This is a genomic window from Natrinema sp. LN54, assembly GCF_052439245.1.
Classification (GTDB): Archaea; Halobacteriota; Halobacteria; order Halobacteriales; family Natrialbaceae; genus Natrinema; species Natrinema versiforme_A.
Genome location: NZ_JBQVRP010000003.1, coordinates 479,500 through 499,588, shown reverse-complemented (window position 1 = coordinate 499,588; position 20,089 = coordinate 479,500). Strand labels below are relative to the sequence as shown.

The 20,089-nt window shown below is 66.1% G+C and carries 14 protein-coding genes; 6 read left to right on the top strand and 8 right to left on the bottom strand.

Annotation, left to right across the window (positions count from 1 at the left end; all coding sequences use genetic code 11):
• Window positions 1-28 precede the first annotated feature (28 nt).
• Both ACT4ML_RS11750 and ACT4ML_RS11745 read right to left on the bottom strand, forming a co-directional pair.
• Window positions 29-841 carry a lysostaphin resistance A-like protein gene (locus ACT4ML_RS11750; RefSeq protein WP_444721035.1) on the bottom strand — a complete coding sequence of 271 codons (813 nt, stop codon included), beginning with the start codon at window positions 839-841 and terminating at the stop codon, window positions 29-31.
• Between the two features lie 78 nt (window positions 842-919).
• Window positions 920-5,161 carry a PAS domain S-box protein gene (locus tag ACT4ML_RS11745; RefSeq protein WP_444721034.1) on the bottom strand — a complete coding sequence of 1,414 codons (4,242 nt, stop codon included), beginning with the start codon at window positions 5,159-5,161 and terminating at the stop codon, window positions 920-922.
• 271 nt (window positions 5,162-5,432) lie between these two features.
• Between ACT4ML_RS11745 and ACT4ML_RS11740 the strand changes: the two genes are divergently transcribed.
• The 3 genes from ACT4ML_RS11740 (at window position 5,433) to ACT4ML_RS11730 (ending at window position 8,389) form a co-directional block, all read left to right on the top strand.
• Window positions 5,433-5,690, top strand: coding sequence for a HalOD1 output domain-containing protein (locus ACT4ML_RS11740; RefSeq protein WP_444721033.1), 258 nt, complete (start codon window positions 5,433-5,435; stop codon window positions 5,688-5,690).
• 120 nt (window positions 5,691-5,810) lie between these two features.
• Entirely contained in the window at window positions 5,811-6,617 is an 807-nt protein-coding gene (locus ACT4ML_RS11735) for a PAS domain S-box protein (protein WP_444721032.1), read from the top strand.
• A 197-nt stretch (window positions 6,618-6,814) separates the two neighbouring features.
• Window positions 6,815-8,389: a PKD domain-containing protein gene (locus ACT4ML_RS11730; protein WP_444721031.1), complete on the top strand. Its 1,575-nt coding sequence runs from the start codon at window positions 6,815-6,817 to the stop codon at window positions 8,387-8,389.
• Window positions 8,390-8,586: 197 nt separating this feature from the next.
• Here the strand turns inward: ACT4ML_RS11730 and ACT4ML_RS11725 are convergent, their stop codons facing one another.
• The 3 genes from ACT4ML_RS11725 to ACT4ML_RS11715 form a co-directional block, all read right to left on the bottom strand.
• On the bottom strand, window positions 8,587-9,876 hold the full coding sequence (locus ACT4ML_RS11725; protein WP_444721030.1) for an adenosylhomocysteinase: 1,290 nt from the start codon (window positions 9,874-9,876) through the stop codon (window positions 8,587-8,589).
• Between the two features lie 175 nt (window positions 9,877-10,051).
• On the bottom strand, window positions 10,052-10,786 hold the full coding sequence (locus ACT4ML_RS11720) for a hypothetical protein (RefSeq protein ID WP_444721029.1): 735 nt from the start codon (window positions 10,784-10,786) through the stop codon (window positions 10,052-10,054).
• Window positions 10,787-10,915: 129 nt separating this feature from the next.
• On the bottom strand, window positions 10,916-12,211 hold the full coding sequence (locus ACT4ML_RS11715; RefSeq protein WP_444721028.1) for an amidohydrolase: 1,296 nt from the start codon (window positions 12,209-12,211) through the stop codon (window positions 10,916-10,918).
• Window positions 12,212-12,333: 122 nt separating this feature from the next.
• Between ACT4ML_RS11715 and ACT4ML_RS11710 the strand changes: the two genes are divergently transcribed.
• Both ACT4ML_RS11710 and ACT4ML_RS11705 read left to right on the top strand, forming a co-directional pair.
• On the top strand, window positions 12,334-13,011 hold the full coding sequence (locus tag ACT4ML_RS11710) for a stage II sporulation protein M (RefSeq protein ID WP_444721027.1): 678 nt from the start codon (window positions 12,334-12,336) through the stop codon (window positions 13,009-13,011).
• Between the two features lie 110 nt (window positions 13,012-13,121).
• Window positions 13,122-14,027 (top strand): DUF4382 domain-containing protein, encoded by a 906-nt coding sequence (locus tag ACT4ML_RS11705; protein ID WP_444721026.1) that lies wholly within the window; start codon window positions 13,122-13,124, stop codon window positions 14,025-14,027.
• 114 nt (window positions 14,028-14,141) lie between these two features.
• On the opposite strand, the gene ACT4ML_RS11700 is transcribed toward ACT4ML_RS11705, so the two are convergent.
• Window positions 14,142-16,742, bottom strand: a complete 2,601-nt coding sequence (locus tag ACT4ML_RS11700) for a heavy metal translocating P-type ATPase (protein WP_444721025.1) — start codon at window positions 16,740-16,742, stop codon at window positions 14,142-14,144.
• A gap of 84 nt (window positions 16,743-16,826) precedes the next feature.
• On the bottom strand, window positions 16,827-17,414 hold the full coding sequence (locus ACT4ML_RS11695; RefSeq protein ID WP_444721024.1) for an AsnC family transcriptional regulator: 588 nt from the start codon (window positions 17,412-17,414) through the stop codon (window positions 16,827-16,829).
• A 126-nt stretch (window positions 17,415-17,540) separates the two neighbouring features.
• Here ACT4ML_RS11695 and ACT4ML_RS11690 point away from each other — a divergent pair, with 126 nt between their 5' ends.
• Entirely contained in the window at window positions 17,541-17,738 is a 198-nt protein-coding gene (locus ACT4ML_RS11690; RefSeq protein ID WP_138243441.1) for a CopZ family metallochaperone, read from the top strand.
• Between the two features lie 4 nt (window positions 17,739-17,742).
• Here ACT4ML_RS11690 and ACT4ML_RS11685 read toward each other — a convergent pair whose 3' ends face one another.
• Window positions 17,743-20,034 carry a copper-translocating P-type ATPase gene (locus ACT4ML_RS11685; RefSeq protein WP_444721023.1) on the bottom strand — a complete coding sequence of 764 codons (2,292 nt, stop codon included), beginning with the start codon at window positions 20,032-20,034 and terminating at the stop codon, window positions 17,743-17,745.
• Window positions 20,035-20,089: the final 55 nt, after the last annotated feature.

The following is a 20,089-nucleotide window of genomic DNA, read 5'->3' as shown; positions in this document are numbered from 1 at the left end:
CGGCGCGGCGGTCGCGAGCGATCGCGGTCTACAGCGGCGCGGCCGACGCGAGTTCGACCAGCATCGACGTCGACGGGTCGGCGGTCTCGAGGTCGTACTCGAGGGCGATGTAGAGCAGCCCGAACTGGACGGCGTTGAAGGCGGCGTGGGCGGCGATCGGAACGAAGAGGTTGTCCGTTTTCGCGTAGAGGTATCCGAAGATCATCGCGCCGCCGAAGACGACCGCGACGGGAACGGCGGTCGCGAGCAGCGACTCGGAGAGGACGGCGTAGACCGGGAAGTGAATCAGCCCGAAGATGGCGCTGGCGATGACGACCGCCTGCGGACGCGAAAAGGCGTCGTAGAGGCGCTTCTGGACGATGTTCCGGTAGAGGAACTCCTCGGTCGGCGCGTTGAAGACGAAGACGATGACGATCATGACCAGCACCATCGTCTGGTCGTCGCCGATATAGGTCGTGACTGAGTTGTCCGCGGTCGGCAGCGAGAGAAACTGCACGAGCACGCTGATGAGGACGTAAAAGGCGAGGCTGCCGACGATGCCGGCGAGGACGTAGCCCCAGTCCCGGCGCGTCGGCGTTCGGAGGTCGACGTACGACCAGCCGCGGTCGGTGACGGCGAGATAGAGGCCGCCGACGAGGACGAACCCGACGAACCCGAGGATCAACAGCAGCGCGCGGCTGCCGATCGACGCCTCCGTCGGTTCGTAGATCAACTGTGAATCCAGCAGGAACGCGGGGATCGTCGTCACCTGTTGGGATCCGAGTCCGACGATCGCGAGCCCGGCGGCGACGAGTATCGAACGGATCGGCCCGTCGGTCCGACGGCGAGACGGAGTTGCCATGCGACGTGGTACGGTCACCGACCCCTTGTGCGTTCCTCTCCCGGGACTCGAGCCGACGTGGCCGTGCGACCCAGCCGCTCACTCCGCCGGGACGGCGGACTCGTCCTCGAACAACTGCGCTAACAGCCGCCGCTGGCCGATCCGCAGGTGTCGGTTGACCGTCGGCTGGGTCACGCCGAGCATCTCGGCGATCTCCTCGCCGGTGCTCTCGCGGGGCCAGTCGAAGAAGCCGGCGAAGTAGGCCGTCCGCAGCACCTCGAGTTGCCGGTCGGTCAGCATGTCGAACAGGGAGGTGACGAGTTCGCTCCGCGTGCCCATGGAGCGCTCGACGTGGCGGCGAGCCCGCAGTTCGACGGTCGCGTACTGTTCTCGGAGCACGTCGACGAACTCGCGAACGTCGGTGCCCGTCGGCACGTCGACAGTGAGCTCCAACTGGTCGCCGTCGGCGTGCATCGAGCGCGGGCTGCCGCCGCGGCGGACCAGCCGCGCGGCGAGGACGTCGCTCGCGACGGTCGCCTCGAAGCGACAGCCGCCGTCCGCGTCGCTGATCAGTCGATACGACGTGACCGAGACGAGGTCGTCGAGGGCCGCCCGCACGTCGTCGGCCGGGACGCCGCCGGTCTCGAAGAACAGGAGCGTCTCGTCGGACGAGTGGGCACCGAGGCCCTCGTACTCGACGCGGGCCCCCGTCGCCGTCGCGAGCCGCGAGAGGATGTCGTCCGAGCCCTCGAGCCGGAGCGTGAGTTCGAGCAGCGTCTCGGCGTGCAGTGCCTCCCGCGTTTTGACGGCGGTGATCGCGTTCGCAATCCCCTCGCCGAGCTCCGTCACGACCGTCCGCTCGAGGTCGCCGAACGCGTCCGGCTCGTCGGCGTAGACCGTGAGGACGCCGTAGGTATACTCCGCGTAGGAGAGCGGGACGCTGATAACCGACTGGAATCCGCGGTCCAGCGCCCGTCGCCGCCAGTCCTCGCCCTGCAGTCCGTCCACGGTGTTCGAGACGACCGTCGGCGTTTCGCTTCGGGCGGTCCGAACCGACGGCTCGGCCGACGCGTCGTACTCGAGGGGCACGTCGTCTAAGTACGCCTGCCCGGAGCCGGCCCACGCGCGGGGCTCGAGGCGGGTGCCGCTGGCGTCGAGGGCCCCGATCCACGCAAAGGAGACGGCGTCGGCCTCGAGCAGCCGTTCGGGGACGGTCCGTTCGATCTCCTCGCGGCCGTCCGCGCCGATGAGCACCTGATCGATCCGTCTGATGAGTTCCGTGATCTCGATCTGGCGGTTGAGCCGCCGGTTCCGTTCCTCGAGTTCGGTTTCCCGCTCGCGGAGGCTGGCCTCGCTCTCGAGGCGGTCGAACGCGGCCTCGGTCGTGGCCACGAGCGTCTCGATCAACTGCCGGGCCGCGGCGTCGATCGGGTCGCCGCCCGACGCGACCGCGAAGACGCCGTGGTCGCCGATCGGCACGACGATCCCGCTCTCGACGTCCGGGCCGAAGACCGGCGACCGATCGAACGAGGCCGGATCGTCAACGACCGTCCCCGTCCCCGTCACGTAGGCGTTCCAGAGGACGGAGTCGCCGTCGCCGACGGCGACCGACGACGCGCCGTCACAGAGCCGTTCGAACCCGTCGGTGACGGCGATCGGCTCGAGTCGATTCACGTTGGAATCGAGGCCGTAGACGGCCACGCTCGAGGGCTCGAGGATCTCCGCGGCCGTCTCGACGACCAGCTCCGCGACCTCCCGGTCGGTCTCGGTCCCGAGGAGGTCGCGGGCGGCGCCGTGGAGCGACTCGAGCGCCAGTTCGCGTTCCTTGTGGTCGGTGATGTCCTGGATCGTCCCGCGGACGCCGACGATCTCGTCGCCGTCGGCCGCCGATCGGGCGTCGGCAGGGCGGCGTCCCTCCCGGTCCTCTCGGACGGGTTCGCCGACCGATCGGATCCACCGTTCGTTCCCGTCGGCCGTCAGCATGCGGTGTTCGATCTCGTAACTCTCGCCGTCCTCGAGCGCCGCGTCGACGGTGTCGAGAACTGCTGCCCGGTCGTCCGGGTGCGGGAACGAGGCCGCCCGTTCGGCGTCGATCGCCGCGCCCGACGGGAGTTCGTACAGCCGACGCAGTCCGCCTGTAAGCGTCACCTCCTGTGAGTCGTCCCGGACATCGAGTTCCCAGCCGCCCATCCCCGCGAGCCGCTCGGCCTGCTCGAGCAGTTCCGTCGTCCGCTCGAGGTCGCGTTCGCGCTCCTTGCGCTCGGTGATATCGCGGAGGACCCCCGCCGTCCCGCTGAACTCGCCGTCGACCGTCGGCAACAGCGCCATGTGGTTCTCCGCGTCGATCACGTCGCCGTCGGCGGTCTCGAGGGCCATCTCGAACGTCCGGGACGGTTCGTCGGCGCGGAGTAACTCGCGGACGCGCTCTCGTGCGATCTCGAGGTCGCCGTCGGCCATCACCACCGAGACGTGTTCGCCGAGCAGTTCCTCGGGGTCGTAGCCGGCGACCGAGGCCGTGGCATCGTTCAGGAAGCGAAACTGCCCGTCCGCGTCGAGCGTGTACACCAGTTCGTCGAGCGCCTGAATGATCGTCTCGGCGCGCTCGAGTTCGCGTTCGCGCTCCTTGCGCTCGGTGATGTCCTGAAACGCCCCGCGGAGCGCGATTATCTCGCCGTCATCGCCGTCAGCTCGAACGGGTTCGCCGATCGAACGGACCCAGCGAACGTCGCCGTCGATCGTCTGGACGCGATGTTCCAGATCGTATGCCTCGCCGTCTTCGAGTGCGCGCTCGACGGCCCGGCGAATCTGCGGTCGGTCGTCCGGATGATAGAACTCGATCGCGCGCTCGAGATCGATCTCCTCGTCCGGCGAGAGGCCGTGGATCCGGTAGACCTCGTCGGTCCATTGCATCTCGGCGGGTGCTGTCGTCACATCGAGTTCCCACGCGCCGACGGCCGCCAGCTGCTGGGACTGCTCGAGCAGGCGCGTGGTCCGCTCGAGGCGCGCCTCGCGCTCGCGGAGCCGGCGTTCGGTCTCCTCGCGCTCGCTGATATCACGGCCGATTCCGGCGAGTACCGTCTCTCCCGTCGGCGCCTCGAGCGGCGAGGCGACGAACTCGTAGGGGATCCGCTCGCCGGCGGTCGTCACGAGCTCCGCTTCCGTCCGGGTATCGCCCGTCTCGTAGGCGACCTCGATCGCGGTCGAGATCCGCGAGCGATCCGTTTCGTCGAAGAAGTCGAGCGCGTGCATCTCCGCGATCTCGGCGTCCGTATAGCCGGTCACCGCGGCGAGGCTCTCGTTCCAGCGTCGTACCTCGCCGTCCTCGTCGAGGATGTAGAACACGTCGTCTAACGCGTCCAGTATGTCGTCGGTGAACGCTTGTGCCCGCTCGAGGCGTCGCTCTCGCTCCCTGATGGTCCGAACGGACGCGTGGCGTTCGAACGAGTGGCTGATCCAGCGGGTCATCAGGTCGACGAACGACGTTTCGGCCGGCGTGAACGGTTCGTCTCGCGGCTCGCGGTTCAGAAAGCACAGCGTCCCGTAGAGTTCGCCTTCGACGACGATCTTCCCGCCGACGTAGCAGCTGATTCCGAGTTCCTCGGCCGCCGGATGATCCTCCCGTCCCGTCGCCGCGGCGTCGTGGATTCCGAGGATATCGTCCGACGTGACGGTGTCTCGGCAGTAGATCGTCGACAGATCAAGTTCGGTGCCCTCGAGTTCGCCGTCGCGTCCGACCGCGGTTTCGACTGCATATCGGCCGTCAGCCTCGTCGATTCGCGAAACGAGCCCCGTCTCGACGCCCAGTCGATCACAGCCGAGCTCGAGCAGCCGGCGGACTTTCGCCTCGCCCTGCAGGTCGGGATCGGACGTGATCCGGTACAGGTCCCGGCGGTAGCGTTCGCTCTCGGCGCGCCGGCGCTCGCGTTCACGGACCGACGCGGCCAGATCATCGACGACCGCCGCAAGCTGGCCGACCTCGTCGTCCCGGTCGATCGTGAAATCGACCGGCTCGTCGCCGGCGGAGCAGTCATCGGGCTCGGCGACGGTCGCGGGCTCGTCGGCGAACGGGGCGGGTCCGTCGCCGTCGATCCGCGAGACGAACCGCCGCAGATCGTCGGTCAACCGTTCGATATCGTCCGTCCGGTCAGAGCCGCGCCGTGCGGCGAGACCCAAAAAGAAGAGGCCCGATCCCGGTTCCGACCCGATCCCAATCGCCGCGAGGTCGGGAAGCGGCGTTCCGGTCCCGACGGCGAGCAGTACGCCGACGACCACGAGGAGGGCGGCAAGCAGGTGTCGCGGAGCATCCGCGAGCGTCCCGGTGTGGACCGCGGTAACATCCATACCCCACCTATGGAACGACCGACAATGATACGAGCGGTTCGTTCCTCGTAATATATCGTAAATTTCATCTGTGAGGTATAGCGGAATAGCGAGCAGGAACGCCAGCTCCGGCCGTGGGCCAAGGTCACGCCGATTCGAGCCATCGGCCGATCGAACGCCGCCGCCGGCCCGCGATTCCACGCGGACACTATACACGTAGTGTCGCATCCGCGACGAAATTACGTGTATAACGGGCAGGCGGATACCGGTCGGTCGCCTCGTTCGAACTAAGATGCACGAAACCACACTGGACTACCACAGCGACTCTATCAGTCTGCGGATCGTCGAGGCCCTCGCGGACGCGACCAATACCGACGCACACGAACTCGAGCCACTGTACAACGTCGTCGATCCCGAGGCACTCGACCGGCTCTGTGGCCCCGACTCGAGCGGCGGGGTTCGCGTCGAGTTCGAGTACGACGGAGTGCTGGTCGAGGTCGGCAGCGACGGAACCGTCGCGGTCGACGGGATAGTCCATGCGAGCGGATAACCGGCGACGGTTCGACTCGAGACCGACGGTCGCCAGTAGCCAGCCACGACGAGGGGCCACGACGAGCCGGCTCGAGCCGCGAAGGCGCGATCGAACGGGTTCTACCCGAGGTCGATCCCGATGCTAATTCCCACGACGGAGATGGCCGATCCGACCGAACGCACGCGTCGGTCACAACTGACCCTCCTGGTAGTCGCCGCCGATTCGGATCGCGACCGCATCGAACGCGCGTTCGACGACGGGACCGACCTCACCGTGGAAACGGCGGCCACGCTCGTGGACGCGTGGGAGCGACTCGAGGCGATCGACTGCCTCATCGTCACGCCGCAGGCGGCTGGAGAGACCGACCCCCACGGAGCGGACGGTGACATCGTCGCAGCCGTCGACGATCACCTCGAGATGGTCAGAACCACCGCAGCCGAACTGCCCGTCGTCGTCCTCGCGGACGAGCGAACGGCCGACCTCGCGGCCGCGGTCCGATCGTACGACTGGACCGCCGTCATCGAACGGTCCGAGGCGACCGGGCGGCTCGCCGACCGCGTCCACGATCTCCTCGAGCGCCACCGGCTAGCGACGCTGTCACGGCGGTCGTTGGCGAGCATCGAGTTCGCGGGCGACGCCGTCGCGATCGTGGATACGGACGACGAGATCCAGTTCGCGAGTCGCTCCTTCGCGATGCAGTTCGGCTTCGATCACGCCTCTCTCCCCGGGACGCCGTGGCGGGAACTGTTCACCGACGACGCCGTCGACCATCTCGAATCGGCGGCGCTCCCGACCATTACTGAGGGGTGGCGGTGGACCGGCACCTGTACCGGCCAGCGGAACTCGGGCGACACGTTCGCGGCTCGCGTTCGACTCGGCGGCCTCAAGGACGGCGGACTGGTGTTCGTCGTCGACGAGTCCGACGGTGACGACACGGAATCCTGACTCGCATCCGTCGGTATACGTCGACTACTGATCCGGACGTCGCTGATATGCCCAGCAGACACTGTTTCGTTCGCTTCGACGGGAATAGAACCAATTTGGGAAGCACTGATACATCTATTCAACAGATACATAATGGAATTTCCTATAGATATTGTTATTAGAAACATTTTAATATCTTCACAGCAGTTGCTAATTTGATGTTCGGAGACAGTGGTTCAACAAGGAGAAGCGTCCTTCAAAAGGCAGGTATCGTGGGTGTAGCCGGAACCGGAGCGTTCTTTAGCAGTAATACGGTCACAGCGAGTAGCACACCGGTCCCGGTCATGAGTGTGGAAAATAACGACGAACTCGGGCGGAATCTCGAAGTCGGAGACACAGTTACACTCTCCGGCACTCAGTCCGTCGACCCCGATGGCGGGAGCCTCTCCTACCAGTGGACAGTCGATCACTACGACGAAGGGCTACTCGCCGGTGGGTCCGATGAAACGTTCGAGTACCAATTCGAGCACGTTGGCAACCACGTCATCGGGCTCAGCGTCGAAACTGACGGCGGCAACCGAGAATTCACGACCTGGAACGTCACGGTCATCGACGGCAGCCCGGAAGACGGGATGCCCTTCGCTGGCATCGACATCGATACGCCGCTCGAGGTCGGCACGTCCACGACTCTCGAAGCCTACTCTCGCGTCACCGATCCGGAAATCGAAGCCGCAGACTGGCGGATCGTCTACAATTCGCCTGATCGAACGGAACGTCACGTTCGACGCTCCGGCATGGAAATCGAATACACGTTCGACCAGCCGGGAGAATACCTCGTCGAAGTTAACGTCGAGGGAGACAACGGCGAAGAGAGCTTCCAGTCGAAATTCGTAGAAGTTTCCGGTTCCAATTCGGAACCGCCCGTTCCAATCATGACGGTAGCGAACGAGGATGACCTCGGTCAGAACCTCGAAGTCGGAGATACGATCGAACTCTCCGGAACTCGGTCCGATGCTTCCGCCGGCGGAAGCCTCTCCTACCAGTGGACAGTCGACCACTACGACAAAGGCCTCCTCGCCGGCGGGTCCGATGGGACCTTCGAGTACCAGTTCGAGCACGTCGGCAATCACGTCATCGGGCTCAGCGTCGAAACTGAGACCGGTCACCAGGAATTTACGACCTGGAACGTCACAGTCATCGACGACAGACCGGAAGACGGGATACCCTTCGCTGGAATCGATATCGACACGCCAGTGGACGTCGGTACATCCACGACTCTCGAAGCCTACTCTCGCGTTACTGATCCGGGAATCCAATCCGCAGACTGGCGTATCATCTACAATTCACCTGACCGAACGGAACGCTACGTTCGACGCTCCGGTATGGAGGTCGAGTACACGTTCGACCAGCCGGGAGAGTACCTCGTCGAAGTCAACGTCGAGGGCGACAACGGTGAAGAGAGTTTCCAGTCGACGTTCCTCCAAGTAGCCGATCCGAACCGGGAACCGCCGGTTCCAGAACTGGAGATCGAACCCGAGAGCGACATCTTCTGGGTCGGTGACACTGTGACGTTCGACGGCAGCAACTCCTCTGATCCCGAAGGCGGTTCCCTCGAGTATCAGTGGATTGTCGAGCACGAAGAGGAAGGACTCATCGATGGAGTATCCGAAGAGTCCTTCGAATACACCTTCGAAATGTCCGGTGAGCACTACGTCTCGCTAACGGTCGAAAACGAGGTCGGACAACGAGAGTGGGATTCGACGACGGTCACTGCGATCCCATCAGACTACTAGTAGCGATAAGCATCGACGGGTCAGTCAAAGATATCCGTCTTCGATATTTTTGACCGTCGGTCACCGAGTTCCTCCGGTCGTAACGGTTGTTCTCGGATGGAAGTCCGAGAACCCACCCATCGACGCATCGACGGAATAGGTGTTGTAGCCAGTCAGTCAGCAGTCCACACTACGGCTGGCCGCTATCGACGCCGATATCAGGTCCCGTGGTCCCAGCTGTCCATGTACTCGCGCTGGGTGTCGGTCAGCGAGTCGAAGTCGACGCCCTCCGCCTCGAGTTTGATCTCGGCGATCTCCTTGTCGAGGTCGTCGGGAACGTCGTGGACGCCCGCATCGTAAGCGTCGCCGTTCTCGAGCATTTCTCGCACGCAGACGGCCTGAATACCGAAGCTCTGGTCCATGACCTCGACGGGGTGGCCCAGCGAAACGGGCGCGGCGAGGTTGACGAGTCGGCCCTCGGCGATGACGTTCAGCTTGCGGCCGTCCGCGAGTTCGTACGCTTCGACGCCGTCGCGGGCCTCGTAGCGGTCGACCGCGAGGTCGTCGAGTGCCTCGAGGTCGATCTCGATGTCGAAATGGCCCGCGTTCGCGAGGAGAACGCCGTCTTGCATCTTCTCGAAGTGGTCCTCGACGATGACGTCGCGGTTGCCCGTCGTCGTCAGGAAGACGTCGCCGACCTCGGCCGCTTCCGACATGGGCATGACCTCGTAGCCCTCCATGTGGGCCTCGAGCGCGCGCCGGGGCTCGACCTCGGTGACGATGACGTTCGCGTTCTGGCCCGACGCCTTCTGTGCGACGCCCTTCCCGCAGTAGCCGTAGCCCGCGACGACGACGTTCTTGCCGGCCCACGAGAGGTTCGTGGTCATGGCGATGGAGGCCAGCGAGGACTCGCCGGTGCCGTGAACGTTGTCGAACAGGCGCTTCATCGGCGTGTCGTTGACCGCGAAGACGGGATACTCGAGCGCGCCGTCGGCGTCCATCGCGCGCAGGCGGTGGACGCCGGTGGTGGTCTCCTCGGCCCCGCCGACGATGCCGTCGATCAGTTCGGGGTAGTCCTCGTGGATCGCGGCGACGAGGTCCATCCCGTCGTCGACGGTGATCGTGGGCTCGTGGGCGATGACGGCCTCGATGGCGGCGTAGTACTCCTCGTCGTCGACGCCGCGCTTGGCGTAGCTGGTGATGTTCTCGTGGGTGTCCAGCGCCGCCGAGACGTCGTCGTGGGTCGAGAGCGGGTTACAGCCGGTCACCGCGACCTCCGCGCCGCCCTCCGCGAGCGTCTCGACGAGCATCGCCGTCTTCGCCTCGACGTGCATCGCCATGCCGATGCGCTCGCCCTCAAAAGGCTGCTCCGCGACGAACTCCTCGCGGACGTGTTCCAAGATCGGCATGTGTTGGGCGGCCCAGTCCATCTTCCGGCGTCCCTCCTCGCGAGCGGACTCGAGATCGTCCAGTTGCTCGCTGATCGGGGGGTACTCGGTCTCGGTCATGGATCGACAGAGTGGGACCGTAGCCAAAACGGTACCGAACCGTTCCGACGGCCGACTCGAGCGGCGACTCGGCTCCGGGTACAAAACTGCGCCGTCACGGGTTAAAAACGATCGGCGAGAATGGTGGGTGGGCCGCGGATACTACGTGCCTGTTCGATCGACGCGATCGCGGTCGTTACTTGGGGCCGGCGTGGCTCGGCGGGCCGCCACCGCTGCCGCCGTCGTCGTCATCGTCGTCGGAGTCGTCGTCATCATCGTCGGCATCCTCGACATCATCCTGGTCGGTATCTTCAGCGTCGTCGGCATCCTCGACATCATCGTCGGCAGTGTCATCTCCATCCGACGGACCGGCGTGGCTCGGCGGGCCTCGCTCATCGTCGTCGTCAGTCGGCGGGCCGCGTTTGTCGTCGTCATCGGCGTCTTCGTCGTCATCAGCGTCGCTGGGCGGGCCGGCGTGACTCGGCGGGCCGGCGTGGCTCGGCGCGTTACCCGGGTTGTTCGCGACGACGAAGCTCGCGACCGAGAGACCGATCGACTCGTTGGAGTCGTTTTGCTGGCTCTCGGCGTACTCGGAGACGAGCGCACCGAAGTTCGTCGCGGTTTCGTTGTCCGTCTCGTTGTCCGCGGTTTCGTTCTCCGCTACGTCGTCATCCGTTTCGTTCTCGTCTACCTCGTCGGTCTCATTGAGGTCGTCCGACTCGTTGTCGTCAGTCGTCTCGTTCTCGTCTACCTCGTCCGTCTCGTTGCCGTCAACCGTCTCGTTTGGCTGAACCAACGAGGGGTTGACATCGACGCTATCGACGGATCCCGCGTCAGCGGTCCCCGTATTCGCTGCCGCGGTCATCGGTGCGAGCACGGACGCACACATCATGACCGCCAGTACGAGTGCGAATAGCCGTTTTTGTCTCATTCCGAGTCGAACATTCACGGATCCCTGAATAAACCCCGTCGGCAGTTCGATCAGTTCGCCGACTCGTATCGGGCGATAAGAATCGTTTTTACAGTTTATAACGAAATCTGAGCGTTCAACAGCCGTTCATCACTCGGCTCGAGCGACCAGCGACTCGGCCGCCTCGAGCGCTCGCTCCCGGACCGCCGCTTCGTCGAGCGAGAGTACCTCGCGGTCGCGCATGAGCACCCGGCCGTCACAGACGGTGTGGCGCACGTCGGCCGCGGCGGCCGCGTACGCGAGGTGGCTCACGAGGTCGTGGCGCGGCGTCAGGTGGGGTTTCTCGAGGTCGATGACGGCGAGATCGGCCGGTGCGCCCGCCTCGAGGCGGCCCGAATCGAGGCCGATCGCGTCGGCGCTGCCCCGCGTCAGCATCTCGACGACCGTCTCGGCGGGCACCGCGCTGGCGTCGTCGGCCGCGAGCTTGCCGAGCATGGCCGCGTCGCGGGCCTCGTCGAGCATCGAGAGGTCGTTGTTCGAGGCCGCGCCGTCGGTTCCGAGGCCGAGGGTGACGCCGGCCTCGCGCATTCGCTCGACCGGGGCCATCCCGCTGGCGAGTTTCATGTTCGAGGCCGGGCAGTGGATCACGCCGGTGCCGGCCTCGGCGAGCAGGTCGATCTCGGTCTCGTCGACGTGGACGCCGTGAGCGACGAAGTCTTCGGGTTCGAGCATTCCGTGTTCGGCGGCGTACTCGAGCGGCCGAATCCCGTGCTCATCGACGATCGGGGCGACCTCGTCGGCGGTCTCGTTCGCGTGGTAGTGGATCGGCACGCCGGCGTCCCGGGCTTCGGGGACGAACTCCTCGAGGTACTCGCTCCCGACGGTCGTCAGCGAGTGTGGCATGAACGCCGTCGAGAGCCGGCCGTCGGCCGCACCGTCGTACTCGCGGGCGACCTCGAGGCTCGTCCGGGCGTCCTCGCGGGCACCCTCGTCGTCCTTGACGACGGTGACGACGCCGTGGCCGAGGCGGGCACGGAGACCGCTCTTCTCGACTGCAGCGGCGATTTCGGGGACATCGAAGTACATGTCCGCGAAGGCCGTCGTCCCGGACTTGATCAACTCGAGCAGGCCCAGTTCCGCACCGACGCGGACATCGTCGGCCGTCAGTTCGGCCTCGGCGGGCCAGATGTCCTCCTGCAGCCACGCGTCCAGCGGCTTGTCGTCGGCGTACCCGCGCAGGAGCGCCATCGCGACGTGGCAGTGGCCGTTGACGAACCCCGGCGTCACGAGGGAGTCCGCGGCGTCGAGCGTCTCGTCCGCCTCGCCCGCGAGGTCGGGAGCGATTTCGAGGACGGTGCCGTTCTCCTGATCGATCAGTACGTCCGCGGTCGTCACCGTCAGGTCGGGTCGGAGGACCCGGCCGTCGGTGATCGCAAGCGTCGTCATTGTCACACGGTTCTCGCCGGGCGGCCTTATTGTGTCGATTCGAACGATCACCGCCAGCCGCCGGTGCGACGAGGACAGAGACTAGTCGGCGGATTTAACATTTCGGTCGCGGAATAACCGGTATGAACGAACGATCGCGGCGCGCGGAGGGCGGCGGCTTCCTCAGCAGCTATCCGCCGCGGGCGGCGCTGGCCGACGCGTGGGACGAACACCGCCGGTACGTCGGCTTTGCGGCCGGCCTGTTCGCGCTCGGCGTCGTCGTCGGGGTCCTCCTCTTGGCGGCCGGCTACAACCTGCTCGAGATCATCGCCGACCTGCTCGGCGAGAGCCTCTTCCCGGAGGACGTCGACGAGTTCGGCGGACTCGAGTTAGCGCGATTCCTGCTGGTGAACAACTCGCAGGCGTTTTTCCTGTCGATCGGCGGCGCGCTGTCGCTCGGGCTCCTCACCGCGTGGGCGATGGTGTTCAACGGGATCATCGTCGGCAACGTCGGTGCCGCCGTCGCCACCAACGTCGGCCTCGATTACATCCTCGTCGGCCTCCTTCCCCACGGCATCTTCGAACTCCCCGCCCTCTTCATCGCCGCCGGCGTCGGCTTCCGGCTCCTGTACCGGTTCGGACAGCGGATTCGGGGTAGCCGCGACGCGGTCTTTACCAAACCCTACCTCTACCGGACCGCCCTCCTCGTGCTCGCCGGCTGGCTCCTGTTGGTCGTCGCCGCCTTCGTCGAGGCCTTCGTCACGCCCGCGCTGCTCGAGGCCCTGTTCGCCGAGCGACTCGAGGGACTGAGCACGCCCTGAGTGACTGCTGCGGCGACGAGTCACTGTTTCGGACGGTTCAGTCGCGCTGAACGATATGAACGGCCCAACCGTCGACTCCCTTTTTCACTATCTGATTACTGTCGCTCGGTATGAACAGACGCGCAATCCAACTGCTACTGGTCGCGGCTCTCGTGGCCGTCGCCGGCTGTGCCGGTGGCATGGGCGGACAACCGGCGAGCGAATCGGCAGGCGACGATCCGCAGAGCGTGGACGACTCGAGCGACGGCGGCATGGGAACGGCCGCCTTCTACGTCAGCGACGAACCGAACGTAATCGACGACTTCGAACACCTGAATGTGACGATCACGAAAGTCGGCTTCAAGACGGCCGGCGGATCGTCCGAGACGGACGGCGAGAGCGACGATGCGGACGACGAGAACGAGACCGACGAGACGGACAGCGAAACCGACGGCGAAGGGGAGGCACAAACTGACGGCGACGGCGAGAACGACAGTGACGGGGAAGAGACGGACAAAGAAGATGGTGAGGAGAAAGACGAGGACAGTGACGGCGAGAAAGACGATGACGAAGAAGACGGCGACGGCGGTGGCGACTGGGTCGAGTATGACGTCGACGAACGGACGGTCGACCTCACCGAACTGAAGGGCGCGAACGCCTCGATGGTCGACGAGTTCGACCTCCCGGCCGGCGACTACGAGAAAGTCTTCATCTACGTTAGCGACACCGAGGGCGTCCTGAACGACGGGAGTACGACGCGAGTGAAACTCCCGAGCAGCAAGCTCCAGCTCAACACGAAGTTCTCCGTCGGCAATGGCGAGCGGGTTGACTTCGTCTACGACATCGCACCCCACAAGGCCGGCAAGAGCGGGAAGTACATCCTCAAGCCGGTGATCAGCGAGAGCGGGACCGGCGACAAGGTCGAGATTCGCGATATCGACAAGAAAGACGAGAACGAAGGCGACGACGAAGACGAGAACCACGGCAACGGCGGGAACGGAAACGGTGCGCCCGAAGCGAACGAGACTGACGAATAGTCGACGACGCTGTGACGACGCCTCGAGAGCGCTGTCGACTCAGGCTCGAGGCCGCGATTCGTCACGAACTCTTTTGCGAGTGGAGCAACGCGCCGGCAGCCGCTCGAGCGCCGATCAGCGACGGAACCGGCCGAGCAGTTCGTAGTCCCGATCCGGCGTGTACCGGCGGAACAGCAGGCTGTTCGAGAGGACCGACACCGACGATAACGCCATTGCGCCGGCCGCGAGAACGGGCTGGAGCAGCCCGAGCGAGGCCAGCGGGATCATCGCGGTGTTGTAGCCCAGCGCCCAGACGAGGTTCTGCTTGATCTTCGCCAGCGTGGCCTCGGAGATGCGGATCGCCTTCACCACGTCGAGCGGGTCGTCCCGCATCAGCGTCACGTCCGCGGCCTCGATGGCCACGTCCGTCCCGGAGCCGATAGCGGTGCCGACGTGGGCGACGGCGAGCGCGGGCGCGTCGTTGACCCCGTCGCCGACCATCATCGCCTTGCGGCCCGTCGACTGGATGTCCTCGAGGGCGTCGGCTTTGTCCTCCGGCAGCACGCCGGCCCGGACGTTGTCGGGGTCGATCCCGACCCGCTCGGCGACGGCGCGGGCCGTCCGCTCGTTGTCGCCGGTGATCAGCATGACATCGAGACCGCGCTCGCGCAGTTCGCCGACCGCGTCGGCGGAACTCTCCTTGACAGTGTCGGCGTCGGCCACCACGCCCGCGACCGCGCCGTCGACCGCGACCAACATCGCGGTCTTGCCCTCGCTTTCGAGCCGTTCCATCTCGTCTTCGGCGGGCGCGGGATCGACGCCCCGCGCCTCGAGCAGCCGCCGGTTGCCGACCAGCACCTCGCGGCCCTCGAGGGTCGCCCGGACGCCCTGTCCGGGGACGTTCTCGAAGTCCTCGGGATCGGATAGCTCGAGGCCGCGTTCCTCGGCCCCCTCGACGATAGCCTGTGCGAGCGGGTGTTCGCTGTTGCGCTCGGCGCTGGCGGCCAGACGGAGCACCTCGCTCTCGTCGAGCCGCGCTCGAGTCGCCACCGCGCCGCCGTCGGCCGCCGTTTCGCCGCCGTCAGCGGCCGCTCGATCGCCGTCAGCCTCGAGCGCGACCACGTCGGTCAGCGTCATCTCGCCGGTCGTCAGCGTGCCAGTCTTGTCGAAGACGACGGTATCGACATCTCGCGCTCGCTCGAGCACGTCGCCGCCCTTGAACAGGACGCCGTTCTGTGCGCCCAGCGTGGAACCGACCATCGTCGCGGCGGGCGTGGCGAGCCCCAGCGCGCAGGGACAGGCGATCAGCACCGCGGAGGCGAAGACGACGACCGCGAACTCGAATTTCGAGAGGACCGCGGGGCCGCCGCCGACCAGCCCCAGCACGGGCACCGCGTCGACGACACCCGCGAGCGCCTCGGGGAAGAGGAACCAGACGAGCCCCCAGAACAGGGCGTTGAGGATGACCGCGGGGACGAAATACGCCGAGATGCGGTCCGCGAGGTTCTGGATGTCCGGCTGGCGCGACTGGGCCTCCTTGACGGTCTGGACGATCCCCTGCAGGGCCGTGTCCGAGCCGACCTTGGTCGCCTCGACGACCAGCACGCCGTTCTCGTTGATCGTCGAGCCGATCACCTCGTCGCCCGCCTCCTTCTCGACGGGGACGGACTCGCCGGTGACCATCGACTCGTCGACCGCGGACTGGCCGTCCACGACGACGCCGTCCGTCGGCACCTTCTCGCCGGGCCGAACCTTCATCCGGTCGCCGACCGCGACGTCCTCGAGGTCGACCTCCCGTTCGGTCCCGTCCTCGTCGACCAGCGTGGCCGTCTCGGCCTCCATCTCGAGGAGTTTCCGGAGGGCGTCGCTGGCCTGTCCTTTCGATCGGGCCTCGAGGTAGTTCCCCAGCGTGATGAACACGAGGATCATCGCGGCGGTGTCGAAGTAGAGATTGCCCGCCAGCAGATCCAGCAGGACCACGAGGCTGTAGAGGTACGCCGTCGAGGAGCCGAGCGCGATCAGCACGTCCATGTTGGCGGTCCGGTTCTTCGCAAGCGCTGTGTAGGAGTTCTCGAGGAACTCGCGGCCCAGCAGGACGTAGACCGGCGTCGCGAGCAGGAACTCGACCCAGCCGAAGGAGACGCCGAAGACCGTCTCCGGAACGTAGGTCCCGCCGAGCAGGAACGTGTCGGCGAGGAAGAACAGGAACGGGGCGGAAAGCACCGCCCCGAAGATCGTCAGCCGGCGCTGTTTGCGGATCTCGGCCTGACGGGCGGCGTCGCGCCGGTCCTGATCCGACTCCTCCTCGTCGCCCTCGTCGCGGACCGGCGTGTAGCCGGCCGACTCGATGGCCACGTAGAGGGCCTCGAGCGAGACATCCGCCGGGTTGTACTCGACGGTCGTCTCGTCGGTGGCGTAGTTGACCTCCGCGTCGATGACGCCGGGTACGTCCTCGAGGGCCGCCTCGTTGGTTTCGGCGCAGTTCGCACAGCTCATGTCCGTGATCCCGATCGAGCGACTCGCGCGGTCGGCCTCGTAGCCGGCCTCGTCGATCGCCTCGTAGATCTCGGCCAGCGAGATCGCCTCGGGATCGTACTCGACGCTGCCGTCGTCGGTCGCGAAGTTTGCGGTCGCTTCCGCCACGCCGTCTCGGGACTCCAGGGCCTCGCTGATCGTCTGCGAACAGTTCGCACAGCTCATGCCCCGGATGTCCACGTGTGCGGTCCGGGTACTCATTGGTAGCTAGTAGGGGCTCCCGTCTTACCCCCTTTGCTGATCGAAATCCAAACTGCAGCGGGCCGAGAACCTTCGAGTCGAAAGTCAGGCTCCCGCCTCGAACCGGTCGTACCGATCTTCGAACCGGCCTCGACAGGACGGACAGCAGAAGTGGTACACCTCGCTATCGATTCGAGCCGACTCGCCCTCGCTGTCGACCGTATTGCCACACTCCGCGCAGGTGAGCGCGAACTGCGTCCCCTCGAGCGAGGGCGTCCACTCCGCGTCGTCGACCAGCGTCACGTCGTACTCGACGCCGTCGGCGGGCAGGAGTCCCTCGAGCCACTCGCGGACGCGCTGGACTTGTGCGCGGGCGTAGAACCAGATTTCGCCGTCGGCGGTGACGAACACGTGCTCGACGGCGTCGGAATCCGCGACGGCCGCTCTGCAGTCGTCGACGGCAGCCGCGGGAACGGTCGCCCGGACGAACACCGGCACCCCCGCCCGGAGCTGTGACTGGTCCACGTCGACGGTGAAGCCGTTGATAACGCCCGCCTCCTCGAGGCGCTGGACGCGGTCGGAGACGGCGGGTCCGGAGAGGTCGACGCGCTCGGCGATTTCGCTGTACGGCCGGCGGGCGTCCTCGCCCAGCAGCCGCAGGATCTGCATATCGGTCTCGTCGAGATCGCGCATACGTCCGGTTCGGACGCAGGAGCAAAGAATATGGCGACCGTCGGTTTGGAATCGAAAGCTGATCCCCCGATCGCGTTACCATCGAAAGCAGTAACGCACAAAGACCGGACGCCCCTATGGGCTACTATGAGTCGAACCATCACCGTCGAAGGCATGTCCTGTGAACACTGCGAACAGACAGTCGAAGACGCGCTCGAGGGCGTCTCGGGCGTCGAATCGGTCGACGTCGACCGCGAGGCGGAGCGGGCCACCGTCGACGGCGACGCGGACCCGCAGGAACTGGTTCGCGCGGTCGACGAGGCCGGCTACGACGCATCGGCGTAGAGAGTCAGTCAGCCGGCTGGGGCTCCCGCGGCGCGGTGACTCCCGACAGGCTCGGCACGGAGAGGTCGGTCCGACGGAGGAACTGCGCGTTGATCGCGACGATCACCGTGCTGAGCGACATGAGCAACGCGCCGACCGCGGGCGAGAGGAGGATCCCGATCGGCGCGAGGACGCCGGCCGCCAGCGGGAGCGCGAAGACGTTGTAGCCCGCGGCCCAGACGAGGTTCTGTTGCATCTTCCGATAGCTCGCGCGACTCAACTTGACGAGTCGGACCGCGTCCATCGGATTGTTCTTGACGAGGATGATGTCCGCCGACTGGACGGCCACGTCCGTCCCGCTCCCGATCGCGATGCCGATGTCGGCTCTGGTGAGCGCCGGCGCGTCGTTGACCCCGTCGCCGACCATCGCGACGGTTTTGCCCCCCTCCTGTAGCTCCGTGATCTTCTCGTCCTTGTCCTCGGGCAACACCTCGGCGAAGACCGTGTCGATCCCGAGGTCGGCCGCGACCGCTCGAGCCACGTCTTCGGAATCCCCGGTCAGCATCGCCACCTCGAGTCCCAACTCGTGGAGCGCGTCGACGACCCGGTAGCTCTCCTCGCGGATCACGTCCGCAAGCGCGAATGCGGCGATCTGCTCGCCCTCGCGGATTACATAAACGACCGTCTGCGCGTTCTCACCGGCCCTGTCGGCAAATCGCTCGAGCGCCGCCGGAACGTCGCCCTCGAGTTCCGAGAGCAAGTTCGGCCCGCCGACGTAGACCCGCTCCCCGTCGACCGTCGCGCGGACCCCCTTGCCTTTCAGCGCCTGGAAATCGGAGGCGGTCCACCTCGAGACCCCGCGCTCGTCGGCCGCCTCGCGGATCGCTCGGGCGATCATGTGCTCCGAATCGCCTTCGACGGCGGCCGCGAGTTCGAGAGCCTCGGCCTCGGAGACGCCGTCGACGGTCGCGATATCGACCACGCCCTGTTCGCCCTCGGTGAGCGTCCCGGTCTTGTCGAAGACGACGGTATCGAGGGTCCGGGCCTGCTCCATCGCGATTCGGTCCCGGACGAGCATCCCGTTGCGCGCGGCCAGCGAGGTGTTGATCGCGACCACCAAGGGGATCGCCAGCCCGAGGGCGTGCGGGCAGGCGATGACGAGGACGGTGACGACGCGTTCGATCACCGCCGAATCGAATCCCGTCGCGATCGTCCACGCGATCGCCGTGACGACGGCCGCACCGAGGGCGACGTAGAACAGCCAGCCCGCCGCGCGGTCGGCCAGCGCCTGCGTCCGGGACTCGCTACCCTGCGCCTCCTCGACCAGCCGCATGATGCCGGCCAGGGTCGTCTTCTCGCCCGTCGCGCTGATCCGCACCCGGAGGCTGCCATCGCCGTTGACCGTCCCGCCGATGACCTCGTCGTCGGGTCCCTTCGAAACCGGCGTCGACTCGCCGGTGATCATCGACTCGTTGACATCCGACTCGCCGTCCTCGACGACGCCGTCGGCCGGCACGCTCGCGCCGGGCCGGACGAGGACGAGGTCTCCCTCCTCGAGTTCGCTCGCCGGAACCGCCTCGGTCTCGCCGTCGTCCGTGATCCGCTCGGCGGTGTCGGGCATCAGTTTCGCCAGTTCATCCAGCGCGCTCGAGGCCCGCCGAACCGAGCGCATTTCGATCCAGTGGCCGAGCAGCATGATGTCGATCAGCGTCACGAGCTCCCAGAAGAAGGCCGCCTCGGTGGGGACGACGAGGCTCGCGAGGCTGTAGACGAACGCGACGGTGATCGCCATCGAGATGAGCGTCATCATCCCGGGCGCGCGGTCGCGTAGTTCCGGAACGGCCATTCTGAGGAAGGGAACCCCGCCGTAGGCGAAGACGATCACCGCGAAGACGGGGGTGAGCCACTCGCTGCCGGGAAACGCCGGCATCGAGAAGCCGAGCCAGTCCTGCAGCGTCTCGCTGTAGAGCAAGACCGGAATCGAGAGCAGCACGGAGACGAAAAACCGCCGCCGGAACATCGTTTCGTGCCCGGCGTGCATGCCGCCACCGTGGTCGCCGTGCCCGCCGTGTCCGCCGTCTTCGTGACCGCTATCACCGTGAGCACCGACGGCGTCGCGACCGTCCGGGCTGCGTGTACCGTGATCGGCGCGGGCCTTCCCCTGTTCCTGCCGGTCTCGAATCCCCTCTCGGCCCCGTTCGGCGTCGTCGGCCTCGTCCTCGAGCAGCGACTCCTTCGTCCGATCGGTCCGCTCGTCCTCAGGACCGGTATCGGCCGTCTCCGAGCCGTCCTCGGATCGGTGGTCATGGTCGTCCATCGGAACCACTACGCCGCCGAGGCCCAAGGGACTGGGGGTGGCAGCCGCCGAAACG

Bases quoted from the DNA above. Each gene is read 5' to 3' on its own strand.
- ACT4ML_RS11715 (WP_444721028.1), bottom strand. From the start codon at position 12,211: ATGACGACGCTTGCGATCACCGACGGCCGGGTCCTCCGACCCGACCTG.
- ACT4ML_RS11700 (WP_444721025.1), bottom strand. From the start codon at position 16,742: ATGAGTACCCGGACCGCACACGTGGACATCCGGGGCATGAGCTGTGCG.
- ACT4ML_RS11705 (WP_444721026.1), top strand. From the start codon at position 13,122: ATGAACAGACGCGCAATCCAACTGCTACTGGTCGCGGCTCTCGTGGCC.
- ACT4ML_RS11710 (WP_444721027.1), top strand. From the start codon at position 12,334: ATGAACGAACGATCGCGGCGCGCGGAGGGCGGCGGCTTCCTCAGCAGC.
- ACT4ML_RS11750 (WP_444721035.1), bottom strand. From the start codon at position 841: ATGGCAACTCCGTCTCGCCGTCGGACCGACGGGCCGATCCGTTCGATA.
- ACT4ML_RS11735 (WP_444721032.1), top strand. From the start codon at position 5,811: ATGCTAATTCCCACGACGGAGATGGCCGATCCGACCGAACGCACGCGT.
- ACT4ML_RS11720 (WP_444721029.1), bottom strand. From the start codon at position 10,786: ATGAGACAAAAACGGCTATTCGCACTCGTACTGGCGGTCATGATGTGT.
- ACT4ML_RS11685 (WP_444721023.1), bottom strand. From the start codon at position 20,034: ATGGACGACCATGACCACCGATCCGAGGACGGCTCGGAGACGGCCGAT.
- ACT4ML_RS11745 (WP_444721034.1), bottom strand. From the start codon at position 5,161: ATGGATGTTACCGCGGTCCACACCGGGACGCTCGCGGATGCTCCGCGA.
- ACT4ML_RS11730 (WP_444721031.1), top strand. From the start codon at position 6,815: ATGTTCGGAGACAGTGGTTCAACAAGGAGAAGCGTCCTTCAAAAGGCA.
- ACT4ML_RS11740 (WP_444721033.1), top strand. From the start codon at position 5,433: ATGCACGAAACCACACTGGACTACCACAGCGACTCTATCAGTCTGCGG.
- ACT4ML_RS11690 (WP_138243441.1), top strand. From the start codon at position 17,541: ATGAGTCGAACCATCACCGTCGAAGGCATGTCCTGTGAACACTGCGAA.
- ACT4ML_RS11725 (WP_444721030.1), bottom strand. From the start codon at position 9,876: ATGACCGAGACCGAGTACCCCCCGATCAGCGAGCAACTGGACGATCTC.
- ACT4ML_RS11695 (WP_444721024.1), bottom strand. From the start codon at position 17,414: ATGCGCGATCTCGACGAGACCGATATGCAGATCCTGCGGCTGCTGGGC.